Consider the following 15381-nt stretch of genomic DNA (forward strand, 5'->3'; position numbering starts at 1 on the left):
CGCATAATACGTTATTTTATCGAAAAAACCTGACAGATCTTAGCATCACTCCCCTGTTATGTATTTCAGATGGGTGAACAATTGTTACAACAGGCACAATTACACTCAGGCCCTATGAAAATACTCGCAATGTCAGGACCGTTACCTCAACCACGCTACCAGCGCTGTAGTGAGTGCGATTACCTGTTTTCTATTCCGGATCTAAAAAAGACCCAGACTGCACATTGCCCACGCTGCAATGCAAAAGTTGAAAAAGGTCGCGTCTGCTCTCTGCCGCGTCTGATCATTATTGCCATCAGTATTCTGTTACTGATGCCTTTTGCTTATACCGAACCCCTTATCAGTATCCGTCTGCTCGGTACACGAATTGATGCCAGTCTGTGGGAAGGAATCTGGCAGATGTCCAGTCAGGGTTCGCCGCTGACCGCCAGTATGGTGGCCTTCTGTACGATCGGTGCTCCACTGACACTCGCCGGTTCAATTCTCTATCTTCATTTCGGTAGCCGCTGGGGGATGAACCTTAAGCCGGTGCTATTGATGTTGGACCGCCTGAAAGACTGGGTGATGCTCGACATTTATCTGGTGGGGATGGCCGTCGCCAGCATTAAAGTTAAAGAGTACGCGGATATTGATGTGGGGGTCGCACTGGTGGCATACCTGATGATGACTGTTTTAGTGATCATCACACAAATTAATCTCAACATTGAACAGTTGTGGGAAGAGTTTTATCCACAACCACGTCCAAAAGGCCCGCCCTCTTCGCTCAAGCTGTGCCTATCGTGCAAATTTACCGGCCATGCAGATGCCGAAGGCCGCTGCCCTCGCTGTCACGTACCCATGAGTGCACGTTACAAACATAGCCTGCAAAAAACTTGGGCGGCGCTGCTCGCGGCCATTATGTTTCTTATCCCGGCAAACCTGTTGCCCATATCTATCGTCTATGCCAACGGGCAGCGTCTGGAAGACACGATTTTCTCCGGTGTGGTATCACTCGCGACTTCCGGTAATATTCCTATTGCCGCTATTGTTTTCATTGCCAGCGTATTGGTGCCTTTTACTAAGGTCATCGTTATGCTGACCCTATTGCTCAGCATTCATTTTAAGGCGATTCAGGGACTAAAAACGCGGATACGCTTACTGCGGCTGGTTACCTGGATTGGACGCTGGTCGATGCTTGACCTGTTTGTTATTTCTCTGATGATGTCACTGGTCAACCGCGATCAGTTATTGTCATTTACGATGGGACCGGCGGCCTTCTTCTTTGGGACCGCCGTGATCCTCACAATACTTGCCGTAGAATGGCTTGATAGCCGCTTGATTTGGGATGCACATGCAACAGGAAACGCCGAATACACCGACTGAAGCGCGGGTTAAAAACAAACGCCGGATCTCGCCTTTCTGGTTACTGCCGTTTATTGCTTTACTGATTGCCAGTTGGCTCATCTATAGCAATTACCAGGAGCGTGGCACCACGGTGACTATCGATTTCCAGTCAGCGGCGGGCATCGTCGCGGGACGCACGCCTGTGCGCTATCAGGGGGTTGAAGTCGGTACCGTTGAATCGATCAGTCTTAGCAAAGACCTGCGTACCATTATGGTCAAGGTGAGTATTAAGAGTGAGCTCGCCGACTCACTGCGTGATGGCACTCAGTTCTGGTTGGTGACACCGAAAGCTTCATTGGCTGGGGTTTCCGGGCTTGATGCATTGGTTGGAGGGAATTACATCGGCATGATGCCAGGCACTGGCAAAGAGAAAGATCACTTTGTGGCGCTTGATACCCAACCTAAATATCGGCTGAATACGGGCGAGTTAATGATTCATCTGCATGCTCGTGATTTGGGGTCGTTGAGCACGGGTTCGCTGGTCTACTACCGTAAAATACCGATCGGAAAAGTCTATGACTACGATATTGAAGCCGGTAACGACGGTGTCACTATCGATGTGCTCATTGAGCGCCGCTTCGCACATCTTGTCAAAGATACCAGCCGCTTCTGGAATGTCTCTGGCTTCAAAGCCGATTTCAGTCTGGGAGGAGCAAAAGTCGAAATGGAAAGTTTGGCGGCACTGGTTAATGGTGCCATTGCGCTGGACTCGCCGGTTGACGGCAATGCCACTAAGCAGGAGCAGTCCTATGAACTTTACCCGGATCTTGCGCAAAGCCAGCGCGGTGTGGAGATTGATCTCGACCTGCCAAGCGGCGATGGCCTATATGAAGGCCGCACGCCGTTGATGTATCAGGGCTTGCAGGTCGGCACACTGACAAAAGTCACGCTACAGGCTGACAACAAAGTCACCGGCAAACTGACCGTGGATCCTTCGGTACTCGATATGGTGCGCACCGGCAGCCGCATCGAAATGAACAGCCCAAGAATCAGCCTTAATGATGCAAAAATTAGTCAATTGCTCACGGGCAACACGCTGGAGTTGATCCCAGGGAAAGGCGCGCCGGAAAAACACTTCGTGGTCCTTAATAGTAATCAGAAGCTACTGCAAGATCCTGGTGTGCTGAAAGTCCAACTGACCGCCCCGCAAACCTTCGGTATCGACGGCGGTCAACCGGTGTTATTGCACGGTATCGTGGTCGGCCAAATCCTGGATCGTAAACTAACAGATGAAGGTATTCTGTTTAACGTAGCCATTAAATCCGAATATAAAGATCTGTTGCATAAAGACAGCAAATTTGTGGTGAACAGCCGTGTTGATGTCAAATTAGGCATTGATGGTATGGAGGTGTTAGGAGCCAGTGCACAGGAATGGATCGACGGAGGTGTGCGCATTATACCTGGCAGTAAAGGTACACCAACTCAGAAATATCCCTTGTTCAGTAACGCGGAAAAGGCAGCTGAAGGCATTCAGGGCGAGCAACCGGGTGCGACGCTAACCCTGACCGCCAAGAGCTTGCCCGATGTTCAAACAGGCTCCGTGGTGTTGTATCGTAAATTCCAGGTTGGTCAGATTGTTAACGTCACCCCAAAATCCAACGAATTTGATATTGATGTCTATATCCGTCCCGAGTATCGCAAACTCCTCACCGAGAAAAGTATCTTCTGGGCCGAAGGCGGAGCAAAAGTGCAACTCAATGGCAACGGGCTGACGGTGCAAGCTGCGCCACTCGATCGCGCACTGAAAGGGGCAATCAGCTTCGATAACTTTGAAGGTGTCTCGCTAAGTAAAGGCGCGAAGCGGGCATTGTATTCCTCTGAAACCTCGGCACGCGCCGTAGGCAGCCAAATAACCCTCAATACCTTCGATGCCAGCAAACTGTCACCGGGTATGCCGATTCGCTATTTGGGTATCACGATAGGCCAGGTGGAATCACTGAAGCTTGAGTCCAGGCTAAATCAGGTATCAGCCAAAGCCGTGCTCTATCCTGAATATGTCGATACATTTGCTCGGCTGGGAACCCGTTTCTCGATTGTTTCGCCTGAGATCTCAGCCGGTGGAGTCAGCAATCTGGACACGTTGTTACAGCCTTATATCAATGTGGAGGCAGGCAAAGGCCCGGCAGCGCGTACATTCGACTTGCAAGAGTCCACCATCACCGATTCACGTTATACCGACGGACTCGGTATTGTGGTCGATGCCGCAGAAGTGGGTTCATTACAAATTGGGACACCTGTGCTATTCCGTGGTATTGAAGTCGGTACGGTTACTGGCTTCTATCTCGGCGCTATGGCAGACCGGGTCAATGTCACACTGCGTATCAGCAAGAAGTACCAATACCTGGTGCGTGATAACAGCATGTTCTGGCTGGCATCAGGTTATAACTTGCAGTTTGGTCTGACTGGCGGAATGTTCAAAAGCGGCACCTTCCAGCAATTTATCCGGGGCGGTATCGCCTTTGCCACGCCACCAACCACGCCGATTGCGCCGAAAGCGGGCGCGGGTCGCCACTTCCTGCTTAGCCCTGAAGAACCTAAAGACTGGCAACAATGGGGAACGGCGATCCCGAAAAACTGATTGTAAACGTATTGCACTGAGGCCACCGACCGGTGGCCTCTTTATGAGTTCAACTCGGCATAGGGCACATGCAGTAACGATCGTGTTAAACTGTCGGCAACTCTTTATCCGTTTTAATATTGGCGAGATCCTCTACTTTGTCCAGACATGCACCAGCTTCAACTCATACCGCCAAACTTCCCCCAGAGTTCCTGAATGCCACCCGCGAAATTATGCCTGCCGAACTGAGCATGGATGAGTTTGTTGATGCCTGTAACCGGCCACTCCGCCCAAGTTTGCGCGTGAATACATTAAAGATAAGCGTGGCAGACTTTGTGGCACTTGCCGCAACTTATCAGTGGGAATTGATGCCGATCCCTTGGTGTGCTGAAGGCTTCTGGATCCATCGTCAAGATGATGACGAAACACGTTTAGGCAATGCGCTCGCTCATCTCGCTGGTCTTTTTTACATTCAGGAGGCCAGTTCGATGTTGCCGGTCACGGCGCTATTTGCACATCAGACCCATCCTCAACTGGTGATGGACGTCGCGGCTGCACCTGGGTCTAAAACCACACAGATCGCCGCGCTGATGAACAATCAGGGCGGGATCCTGGCGAATGAATATTCCGCCAGTCGCGTGAAAGTACTGCACGCCAACATTAACCGTTGTGGCGTGGCAAATACTGCCCTGACCCATTTTGATGGGCGCGTTTTCGGTGCAGCCCTGCCGGAAACCTTCGATGCTATTTTGCTTGATGCTCCTTGTTCAGGTGAAGGCGTGGTGCGTAAAGATCCGGATGCAATGAGTCACTGGTCAGAAGCGAGCATTATCGGGATTGCGGCCACCCAGCGTGAGCTTATCAACAGCGCTTTCCATGCGTTAAAAACCGGTGGGGTTATGGTCTATTCCACCTGCACGTTGAACGCAAAGGAGAACCAGCAGATTTGCCAATGGTTGCTGAGCGAATATCCAGGCGCGGTTGAAGTCGAATCACTGGAAGGGTTATTTGAAGGCGCACAAAGCGCACTGACCGCCGAAGGCTATTTGCATGTTTTCCCGCAGGTGTATGACAGTGAGGGATTTTTCGTGGCGAGGTTGCGTAAAACTGCGCCGGCAGAGCGACTACCCGCTCCGGGCTATAAAGTCGGTAAGTTTCCCTTCTCTCCCATGTCGCGCAAAGAAAGCGCCGACGTCATTGTCGCAGCTAAAGCGTCGGGTATTACCTGGCAAGAAAAAAATATGACGCTATGGCAGCGAGACAAAGAGCTATGGCTGTTTCCTGCCATTATGGAACCGTTATTTGGGAAAGTCCGTTTTTCTCGTATTGGCATCAAACTGGCGGAACGTTTTTCCAAAGGTTTCCGTTGGCAACACGAAGCAATAGTGGCGCTCGCCGCCACGACAGACAGTAATCATTTCACCCTTGATGATGAACTGGCACAGGCATGGTTTCGTGGAGTCGATATATATCCCCCGCAAATGCCAGAAACAGATGAATGCACTGTCGTCTGGCAACGGCAACCGCTTGGTCTGGCGAAGCGTATTGGCAGTAGAATCAAGAACAGTTTGCCACGTGAATTGGTGCGGGACGGCGCTATTCGCCCACAAAATCAAAGTATTGACTCATCGCCGCACGGTTAATAAAAAAATATGGTCACCACCGTGAATATTTACGGATAAATATTCACGGGTTCACTTTATCCAAGAATACTTCATAGAGATCACATAATTAATATTTTATTCTGGAAATTATTCATATTTCCATATAAATGCCAGCATTCAGACTTGAATCATTACTAGGAATATTCCTAACCAGCCATGTATTATTGCGCACATGAATGCCACGTTGGAAATTTATATTTCCATGCATAAAGCATATAACCTGTCGTTGAGTAAAGTCTTGCAGTCGGAGAAGTAACATGTTGGATGAAATTCAGTACCCATTATCGGAGAATAATCTTCTCCGGGAAGTCGCTAGCCTTCGGGATATCATCGACAACAATTCTGACTGGATTTGGGAAGTTGATGCGCAAGGTCGATACGTCTTTGCGTCCAACAAATGCCTTGAATTTCTCGGCATCCCACCTGACCAGGTACTGGGAAAGACGCCTTTGGACTTCATGTCAGCAGATGAAGCTGAGCGCGTTGCCGCACAATTTGTCACCCTTCTTGAGCGGCGGGCTCCGTTTGGCGGATTACTCAATCGCAACGTCCGCGCAGATGGAACGGAGATCATTCTCGAAAGCAGCGGTATCCCGCTTTTTGACCACGACGGTGAATTTAAGGGTTACCGGGGCATTGACCGTAATCTGGCGAACCTCGATCAAGCCCCTGGCCAACGTCTTTTTCAGTTAGAAACCATTTACTCTAATGCCCCGGTGGGACTGTGCTTTATCGATCTCCAAATGCGCTATGTCACTGTTAACGATGCCATGGCCAATATTATTGGTTTGCAGCCTTATGAAGCGATTGGCCGTAAAGTTAGCGCATTTCTGCCTGGCCTTGCCCCTCTGTTGACGAATGCACTTGAGCTGTTGCAGCGAAACGAAGAAACACCCGACAAAGAGTTTTCACTCCCGGGAAATAATAAAACTTTCTTCGTACGCATTAAAACGGCTTTTGATACGCAAAACCAGCTGTCTGGTTTGTCTGTCGCAATGACTGATATTACCAGTCTGAAACGCATGGAGCGCGCATTGCGTGAAAGCCAGGAACACTATCGCAATATGGTTGAGCTTAACCCGCAGATCCCATGGACAGCGGATGCAAAAGGCATGCTCAATGACGTCAGTTCGCGCTTTCAGCGTATTACCGGCATGACACGCCAGGATATTCTGGGGGATAAATGGATCCAGAGCATGCATGGGGAAGACAAACGCGATGCAGTACAGATCTGGAAACAGTGCTTAAAAACCGGTGCCCCGCTGGATATTGAGGTGCGCTTTTGTCACGTCGATCGTGGCTGGAACTGGATGCGAATTCGTGCGGCAGCAAGTTACGCACCGGATGGCTCGATTCAACGCTGGTATGGTACTGCAGAAGATGTCCACGAGCGGAAACTGCTGGAGTTAAAACTGGTGAAGGCCAATCGCCGTCTCGAGATCCAGGCTCGTACCGACTCACTGACCAAACTGCCCAATCGGCGAGAATTTAAAAAGGTGCTCAGTCATGAGTACATGCGCGCAAAGCGTAACCACTCACCCTTGTCTGTCATCATGATTGATATTGATTATTTTAAGCATTTTAACGATCACTACGGTCACTTGTCAGGGGACGCTTGTTTGCGCTTGGTTGCCAGAACACTACGTAGGTCTCTCAAGCGTAATACCGATATCGTCACGAGATTCGGTGGTGAGGAGTTTGCGGCAATCCTGCCAGATACCGATCAGGAAGGGGCCTGGATAGTCTCACGCCACATCATGGAGTCTATCGAGAGTCTGGGTATCAAGCACAGCTTTAGCGAGTTCAACATGGTCACTATCAGCCAAGGGATCGCAACCTACTCACCGGCACAGGATCCAGAATTGACCAGTCAATCTGACATCGTCAGCGCTGCCGACGAAGCGCTGTATCTGTCGAAAAACAATGGCCGGAATCAGATCAATGCTATGCCGGTTTCTGCCCGGCCCAACCAGATATAGCGTCCGCCCTGCCCTTGGATCATCGGAAAGCCATCAACACTCGGTGAGTAGAAAATTATTATGGCGCTTTCCGTGCTGTCGTCTACTCTCAATAGATGACCATAACTGGTCATACCTCCTCTGAGATTATCTGACTTTCACTTTAAGGAGATCCTTATGGGTAAATCGGTTATCCGAATAGGCAGTTATGAAATTGATGACGCCGAGTTGTCTACACCTGAAGCCAAAGGCGGCGACCATGTGCGTATTCCTTGTAAATCCGACCCGGATTTGTGCATGCAAATTGATGCCTGGGACGATCAGACCAGCGTGCCAGCAATCCTTGATGGTCGCCACTCGCTACTTTACAAAGAGAAATATGATAGCCAGAAAGATGAATGGATTATGAGACTGGAGTGATCACGCATGGCGAACAGGAATCGTTCGCCATGCAGCACATGGCTTGTCAGTATATCTGCACGTAAATCAGAATGTTTCGAGCAGAACAAATTTCATTAATAGAAGAGGCATATTCGGAGAAAACATCTCATACTCTTCAAAGAAACGCTGATGTTCTGTGCGCCATGACGCAAGAGTTCTATCACCTTCCCCCTCTTCCCATGCATGTTGTTCGGTGACCAAATCAAACGGCACCTGTTTCACCTCTGTCAATTGCACCGCACAAACTGGCTTGTTACGGCCATCGACTACGACGAAAATCTCGCCTGGTTCTGGCTCAGGTTCGTCATCAAGATTGGCGCAAGTTGCCGTTTTAATACCATCAATAACACGTTTGGCAAGCTCATCAGCTTGTGCCTCGTTGTCTCCAAAAGACCAACGCTCTGAGGCTCTGTACTTTTGTGGGATCTGAGGGATCATGATTTATCCTTTTAATTTATCGGTACTTATTATTTGCTAACTGCCTCAGGCTTTGAACAACGCTCAGGCTTTTCCTGCGGCCACTGACGCGTACTTCCTGCCCCATACAACACCTGAATACCACACTCGTGATCAACACGCGCGAGTGGCTTACCTGCCGTATCGATTAACATTGAAGTATTGCCAATTGAAACAACACTGACATTGCCGTCAAAAGGCGAGACTGCATTAAATACCGGAGGAATAACGAAACTTCCCTGCGCATTGACAAATCCGTAGTGATTATCCACCTCAGCAAAGGCCAGCCCATCAGACAGTAACCCTAAATCCGAATAGTTAACATCTGGCACGACGTTACCTTGCATATCGATCCAGACTTTAGAGGCATCATCACGTGTCAATACCGCACGCCCATTGACCATCTGACTGCCCTTGCCTTGAACAGATAACACCTGCCTACCCGTCGCATCGACATAACGGGTCGTCGCGATGTCGTCCTGCGGATCATAGGAGATTGACATATCACTGGCGAGTGGCAAGTACCACTGGCCTGTCGGCATAGAAGCGATGCGTACACCTTTACTGTCAATCAACTCGGTACCCTGACCGGTCGTCCGTAATGCGCGATCTTTTGCAAAAGCAGAGCTTTGTACCGCAATAACCGGGGCGATTTGCCAGGTACCCTGCGCCGACAAATAGCCTTCCTGCGGCTGACGTGACAGCTTTATCCAGTCACCCACAGCACTAATTTTGGTCTGCTGTTCATGCAGTTGAATATTACCCTGAGGATCCAGTAACCAGGATTGGCCACTCGCTGACGTCGCCAGAATACGTCCATCATTAAATTGCGTAACATGAAGGCCCGCGGTAGAAGCAATGCGGGGTTTAGCATCCGTCCCAACGACTTCAGTGAATACTGAAGACTCAGGCGTACCTGCAACCACTGGCTCAGTCAGTGACCAAAGCGCTCCGTTGATACGTCTAACACTGCCGTATTTAGCCTCTACGACGGTTTTGCCCGTCTGGTCCACAATTCCCCATAAATTATTGGGAAGTTGAACATCAACCTGAGCACCTGAATAGTGCCCAACTGATTGATATACAGGTTGGGAGATGAGTTTTTGATCGACTACGTCGTAAATCCCCCACAGCGCGTCTTCAGCCGCCGTTTCTCGATAGCGGAACCAACCATTTCCCAACGATTGAAATTCGAAGGCATTAGGTAAGTCATAATGCTTGCCATTTTTATCAATCGCAGTGAGCTTCTTGTTCAGATAATCGAGCGCATAGCCCTGCACAAACGGCGAGATATGATCTTCAGTCAATGGAATGAGGATTTTACCCTGCTCGTCAACCACGCCGGTACCCTGCGCGGTTTTCACGATGTAATGATTTTTAATCCCCTCGTCAGACTCATCACTGTCGGCCGCTGGCTGAATATCCAGCCACTTACTGTCAAGCTGAAGACTCCCATCGGGACGAACAAAACCCGCGCCTGATTTTGACGTTGAGTCAATCGGATGGATCAAAGCAACGGGCAAAGACGCTGACGCATTTGTGGCACCACTGTTCACCGGGTCAATGCGGTAGCCGTCGAGGGTTGTCATGCTTTTCTGAGTGAGCAGTGCCTTACCGTTCGGATCAACAATATTGACGGTGATGCCCTGAGCGTTGCGCAACCATAAACGCCCGTCAATCACTTCAGCATCAGCGACCTGAGCAAGCCAGCCGACAGACTGAGCACCACCAATCATTCCGCCAGAAGGTGCAACGATGGCGTTGACTTTCTGCTGGTCTCCTTTTGTGGTGATCAAAAACCTTCCCGTGTCCTGCTGAAAAGCCAGACTGCCAGCAGGCAAGGACAACGGTTGTTTTCGTCCCGGTACATATACCGCGACCTGCTCTTTTGACGATTTATCAAGGACGTAATCTCCCTGATAACTTAATGAGTTGACAGTGGCGACGTCGAACTTGGCAATAACAGCACTGTTGTTGTCGAGCAATGTGAACGCGTCAGCACTTTTGGCCAACCAGAACTGCGGAGTCACGGCTTTGACTGACTCATATTTTTGCGCTTCAAGAGAACCATCGGCACGAATGAGGGTTATCCCATCGTCGGAGGTTGCCAGGGCGAGCTGGTGGTTACGCGGGTCAAGCACAATACGTTTGAACTGTGGAGCCACTCGCCAGGCCAGGTTTTGGTCTGCAATGCCATAGCCTTTATCTGCATCACGGGCGATGAATAAACCGTCACTGCCGAAAGGTTGCAAGATTTCCATCTTGTCACTGGCGACGTGACGCGCGCCATCTGGCGAAAGCAAAACAGTTTTGTAATCCAATCTGAGACGAGCGGGTACCCCGTCGCTTAACGTTGCTGAATCCACCAGTTCATCAAGCGCCTCACCGACCTGTACACCTTTATGATCGATAATTTGTACTTTGCCATTTTGCATCACAACGGCGAGACCAGACTGCGTGAAATTCTGTACCTCATCAAAAGTAGGTTGGATAAGCCAGTTGCCTGTAAGGTCGATGTAACCCCACTTACCCTTCTGTTTTGCCGCTGCCGCACCGAAATGGTAATCGCCGACGGCGTCAAAGATAGGCTTAATCACCAACTGACCTTGTGCATCCAGGAAACCCCAGAGGTGTCCGCTCAGCCCCTTTTCTGCGGCGACTTCATCAATCGGACGGCTCGCATCGGGTAATAACACCGCAGCGCGGCCTTCATGCACGTCACGGATGCAGTGATTCTGCATCATTGGCAATGCCTGCATGACCTGCTCATCGGCTTTCTGCTCTACAGGCGCAAAACATTTGAAGGTTTCCGCGGCAAGGGCCGGTGCTGCCAGCGCCAATAGCGCCATCGCACCGCCCGATCGCAGAGCCAATCCTATTACCCGCGGCAACGAAACGGGCGTATTTTGTCTGATCATTGCGTTCCACCATTAGCACAGGTGACAGGTTTAACGGGCCAGAACTGATGGCCTTCCGTGTCAGTGATAATCCGCTGGTTGCATCGCACCTGCAACTGCACAACCACGCTGCCGTTGGTGTTCAGTAACTGTGCCTGACCTTTCATTCCAGCCCAGACGCGCTTTTCACTGAAATCGCCAGCCCATTCGAATGCCGGAGCCATCGCAAAGCGCCCGCCGAGATTGATAAAACCATAGTTTGAACCGTAAGTAGATTGCTTCACGGCTTTGGCCAAACCATCTTTAACAGGCCCGACGTTGTCAAAATAAGGGCCAATGATTTTTTTACCACTGGCGTCAATAAAGCCATAAAGACCCTTACTGTCGCGTAAGGGTACGGTACCTTCACTGGCATGATTAATCTGCAAGCTGTCCACCCCAGCATAGCGCTGAATTTCGTGGCCGGTACTGTCGAAAAGTATCGTCTCACCCGTGTTGGTATCATTCAGGGCCAGACGTGCCATTGACGGCAGCGGTTCTGCGGTTTCAAACCCCGTCAGAGGCTCACCACCTGTGGAATCAATTAGCGTCACACGGTTATCACTCACCGCACTAGCCCAATTAAGTGGTTGTACAAAATTCAGTGCCGCTGAGTAGAGTGGTTGTACCTGCCACTCACCCTGACCATCAATGGCACCAAACCGTGGTCCAAACCCAAGTAATACCCATTCACCGTCAATATCTGTCGAGGAAGGCACGATCGCTTTACTGACCGCAGCACGACCATCATTATCAATGAGGGCAACACCACCGCTGGCAGGTTGTACCAGCCAGTGTTCCTTTCCGACATTCACCGGCTTATTCAGCAAACCTGTTGCGATATTTTGACCATTGACCGCATTGAAGATGTTGAAATGACTAGCTGCATCAGTATGTTGATCAGGCTGCTCGTCATCCGCCATGATGAACATCGCATCACCAATATATTCTGGTTTACCCTGTCGATTCGCATCAGGTGCAATTGCCCATTTGCCACTCAGCCCAACCACACCCCAGCCATTATCCGCTTTAGCAAGTGCATACCCTTCGTGGAAATCCTCCAGTTCATTAAATTGAGGCACCCCCAGGATGCTTTTGCTTTGAATATCCCACAGGCCCCAACGACGATCCTTACCGTCGCCTTGTGCCGTCAGCACAACGCCCGAGCTGATGCGCTGGCTACTCTGTAAGATCGGCGCAGGGACATCAATAATATTACCGGCACGGTCGATAAGGTGTTTTTCTTCAGCCTCTTTATCACCGGTGTACGCCCAACTGTACTCCCCCTCAAATGGCATGATTTGGGTAAACGTAGGTTGAATGACCCATTTACCACTGGCGTCAATCGCGCCCATTTTATGGTTTTCAGTGTGAACCAATAACGGAGCTTGACGAGGATCACGGTCAAACGTCGCCCATTGAGGGTCAGAGAGCACTTCACCATGAGAGGTCAAGATTGCAGGAGGTTTTTTGTTGTCATTTGGCTTGAGAAGCGCCCACGGCAAACTATGGGAAGCATCAGCCGCCTCTTTCACCGGTGTGACAGAATTATCACGCAACACAGTAGCGTCGAGGGGGTGGACCTGATAGTCACGCAAAGCACTTAATACAGGGGCCGCCAATAAAGCCACACCGTTGTTATCATAAATCTGGATAACCTGCGCCGACTTTCCGTCAGTTTGCATCACCCAAAGCCATTGGCCTTGCTGCAACAGCTGAGGTTTACTGGCTTTAATATTGATGATCTGATTCTGTGGGCCAATAAGGTTGATCCCCTTAGTACCTTTGGTGATCACCCAGTCGCCCCAGACTAAGGACTTCCCGGACTGTTCGGCCAAAATATCCTTCAACTTTGCAAGTTTGTTATCCAGTAACTGAAGGACATTGTTAGAGTCTGTCACCAGCCAGCTTCCAGACTTAAGCGCAGAGACAGATTTGTACTGCTCTTTGCTCAGCGCAACGCCCTGCTTATCAAAGAAGCCCCATTCTGTTTTGCCTTTTACCGCCACTGTGTCGCCATTTAATATCGGCATATTGCGGGTTTTTAACGTCATCGGGTCAATGGCCCATTCGCCATTCTGATCAAGAAAACCCCAGTAACCGCTGTCTGCACCATCACGCTTTTGCGCGGGGATCAAGCCTGACTGAGGTTTCCCTAACCCCATCACGTCATCAGGGAGTGCTAATGACCTTCCGGTTTCAGCATTCCATAACGCCGGGGATACCTGAACCTGAACACTGGCTAAAGACTGGCCTTTGACAAATCCTTCGCTGTTAAGATAGGCGGAAAAAGGCAGGGTTTTCACCACAGCACCTTTACGGTCAATCAGCGCGGCGCGGCTATCAGTCACCACTAAAGCCGTACCCTGAGGGTTAAAATCTGTCGCGTGGGTAAAGCGCGGCTCAATTGCCCAATGGCCTTTTTTATCTATATACCCGAACAGATCATCTTTTCTTGCAACAGCCAAATCATTCACAAAACCGCGAACTTCACGGAAGGCGGGGTTGATCACCATATGTCCCGTAAGATCAACATATCCCCAAAGTCCCGAGGCATCTTGCGCTGACCCCATTAACACCGGTGACAGCCCTTGCTGAAAAGGCAGTTGGCACTTTTCAGCCGTTTTGGCGTTGCTGCATGCACGTAACCATGCATCTTCTGCATGCACGGGAAAACTAAATGTCGCATTCAGAACTAACGCTAAGGCGCTAAAATTTCTGAGATGTTTAAATGTGTCGGAGCAAATCATCCGATTCCCTTAATAGCTTGATAATGAGGAAGTTTAGCGCACAAACTCTGAGGATATCCGCTGAAGCCGCGTTAAACGGTAGAAATCCGATAATAATCAAGTTCAATGACACTGATGCGCTACGCCTTACAGGGTGTCAGCTTGTAAGAGAAAAAGCAGCTAATTTATTACCCTGTCACCAATGAATACCTTTTATAACGGCACTTTTCCGTAAAACTCAACGTTAATTTTTACACTCTCTGCGGCACACCTTTTTTTGTCGATGAAATCACGCCACTAACAACGCCAGTTAACGACAAAATCCCACCCCGCGCATCCCAAAATGAAAATGATTAGCATGGGCTGCATTGTAATCAGGTCCGATTGAATTTCCAAAATAGGGGCAACTCTCTCTAAAGATGGCACGAATATAGTCCCCACGAGGTTTCTGTTCTTTCCACCCTTTGAGAACCGTTACATCAGTTCCATCGGCAAGACGAAAACCAGCAACGTCCAGAGCCTCGGCGGTGGCATGTTCACTTAACTTGGCTTCAGGGCGATCATATACGTTACGACACGCATAACTGCCAAGATGGTCGATGCGGATCAGATCTGACCCCAGTTGGGTCCGTGCCTGAGGTTTCGCTACCTGGACAATAAACATTGTGCTGCTTAATGCCAGCCTGCAACTGGCGAGAAAACTGGAACTTAATGCAACGGTACCAAACCCCTGTACGCGGACAGGCGAAGAGAGCGGACAGGTTCCTCCTGTGTCAGCGGTTGTAATAAACGACACAGCCCCAGCCTCTTTGGCTCGTTCTAGTGCCGCTAAACAAGCTTGCGGATTTTTATCCAGACGCCGTAGTTTGAATTGGGTAATAAAATTCGGCGGATCGCTAATCAACAATGGTGTGAATGGATTGTAATGAGACGGTAAAATGCGGCTAATCCATGGTGCTGAGTAAACCAAAACAACCAAAAAAATGAGATTGACGACAATGAATCGCATAAGCACCGGCCTTATCACTGTAAGGTTCCATCCCTTACATTGTTCAATTTCTGAGGATAATTATCACCTTAGTATAGTAGTAAAGCGTTAGAGCGATCCCGTACAGACTTTACAACTCTGCGGCTGAGCGCCCACTACACTGCACCGGGCCGTTTTAATAAAAAGAGAAGCCATGTTGTATACTGTTGTCGATAAGAGTTCACTTCGGTACGCGCTATTTTTCAAAAAATAGCGGCCTCGCCCGGTTA

Annotated in this window: 9 protein-coding genes; 5 read left to right on the top strand and 4 right to left on the bottom strand. The window is 49.7% G+C overall.

What is annotated here, in order from left to right; genetic code table 11:
* Positions 1-114 precede the first annotated feature (114 nt).
* The 5 genes from yebS to IEV89_RS07445 all read left to right on the top strand — a co-directional run bounded on the left by yebS (position 115) and on the right by IEV89_RS07445 (position 7982).
* Positions 115-1362, top strand: a complete 1248-nt coding sequence (gene yebS / locus IEV89_RS07425) for a membrane integrity lipid transport subunit YebS (RefSeq protein ID WP_188472034.1) — start codon at positions 115-117, stop codon at positions 1360-1362.
* Complete coding sequence (locus tag IEV89_RS07430; RefSeq protein ID WP_188472036.1) at positions 1331-3961, top strand: PqiB family protein; 2631 nt, start codon at positions 1331-1333, stop codon at positions 3959-3961. Before yebS ends, IEV89_RS07430 begins: the two co-directional genes overlap by 32 nt.
* A gap of 137 nt (positions 3962-4098) precedes the next feature.
* Positions 4099-5583 (top strand): 16S rRNA (cytosine(1407)-C(5))-methyltransferase RsmF, encoded by a 1485-nt coding sequence (gene rsmF / locus IEV89_RS07435; protein WP_188472037.1) that lies wholly within the window; start codon positions 4099-4101, stop codon positions 5581-5583.
* Between the two features lie 278 nt (positions 5584-5861).
* Positions 5862-7583, top strand: a complete 1722-nt coding sequence (locus tag IEV89_RS07440) for a sensor domain-containing diguanylate cyclase (protein ID WP_188472038.1) — start codon at positions 5862-5864, stop codon at positions 7581-7583.
* A 156-nt stretch (positions 7584-7739) separates the two neighbouring features.
* Complete coding sequence (locus IEV89_RS07445; protein WP_188472040.1) at positions 7740-7982, top strand: DUF1480 family protein; 243 nt, start codon at positions 7740-7742, stop codon at positions 7980-7982.
* Between the two features lie 66 nt (positions 7983-8048).
* On the opposite strand, the gene IEV89_RS07450 is transcribed toward IEV89_RS07445, so the two are convergent.
* The 4 genes from IEV89_RS07450 to IEV89_RS07465 all read right to left on the bottom strand — a co-directional run bounded on the left by IEV89_RS07450 (position 8049) and on the right by IEV89_RS07465 (position 15133).
* A complete protein-coding gene (locus IEV89_RS07450; protein WP_188472430.1) occupies positions 8049-8438 on the bottom strand; it encodes an ASCH domain-containing protein in 390 nt (129 codons plus the stop codon).
* 32 nt (positions 8439-8470) lie between these two features.
* Complete coding sequence (locus IEV89_RS07455; protein ID WP_188472042.1) at positions 8471-11377, bottom strand: WG repeat-containing protein; 2907 nt, start codon at positions 11375-11377, stop codon at positions 8471-8473.
* Positions 11374-14145, bottom strand: coding sequence for a WG repeat-containing protein (locus tag IEV89_RS07460; RefSeq protein WP_188472044.1), 2772 nt, complete (start codon positions 14143-14145; stop codon positions 11374-11376). Before IEV89_RS07460 ends, IEV89_RS07455 begins: the two co-directional genes overlap by 4 nt.
* 289 nt (positions 14146-14434) lie before the next feature.
* Positions 14435-15133, bottom strand: coding sequence for an extensin-like domain-containing protein (locus tag IEV89_RS07465; RefSeq protein ID WP_188472047.1), 699 nt, complete (start codon positions 15131-15133; stop codon positions 14435-14437).
* Between the last annotated feature and the right edge of the window lie 248 nt (positions 15134-15381).

The organism is Hafnia psychrotolerans (genome assembly GCF_014639435.1).
GTDB classification, from domain to species: domain Bacteria; phylum Pseudomonadota; class Gammaproteobacteria; order Enterobacterales; family Enterobacteriaceae; genus Ewingella; species Ewingella psychrotolerans.

Excerpts from the sequence above, each read along its gene's own strand:
- yebS (WP_188472034.1), top strand. The coding sequence starts at position 115 with ATGAAAATACTCGCAATGTCAGGACCGTTACCTCAACCACGCTACCAG.
- IEV89_RS07430 (WP_188472036.1), top strand. The coding sequence starts at position 1,331 with ATGCAACAGGAAACGCCGAATACACCGACTGAAGCGCGGGTTAAAAAC.
- IEV89_RS07440 (WP_188472038.1), top strand. The coding sequence starts at position 5,862 with ATGTTGGATGAAATTCAGTACCCATTATCGGAGAATAATCTTCTCCGG.
- IEV89_RS07445 (WP_188472040.1), top strand. The coding sequence starts at position 7,740 with ATGGGTAAATCGGTTATCCGAATAGGCAGTTATGAAATTGATGACGCC.
- IEV89_RS07455 (WP_188472042.1), bottom strand. The coding sequence starts at position 11,377 with ATGATCAGACAAAATACGCCCGTTTCGTTGCCGCGGGTAATAGGATTG.
- IEV89_RS07460 (WP_188472044.1), bottom strand. The coding sequence starts at position 14,145 with ATGATTTGCTCCGACACATTTAAACATCTCAGAAATTTTAGCGCCTTA.
- IEV89_RS07465 (WP_188472047.1), bottom strand. The coding sequence starts at position 15,133 with ATGCGATTCATTGTCGTCAATCTCATTTTTTTGGTTGTTTTGGTTTAC.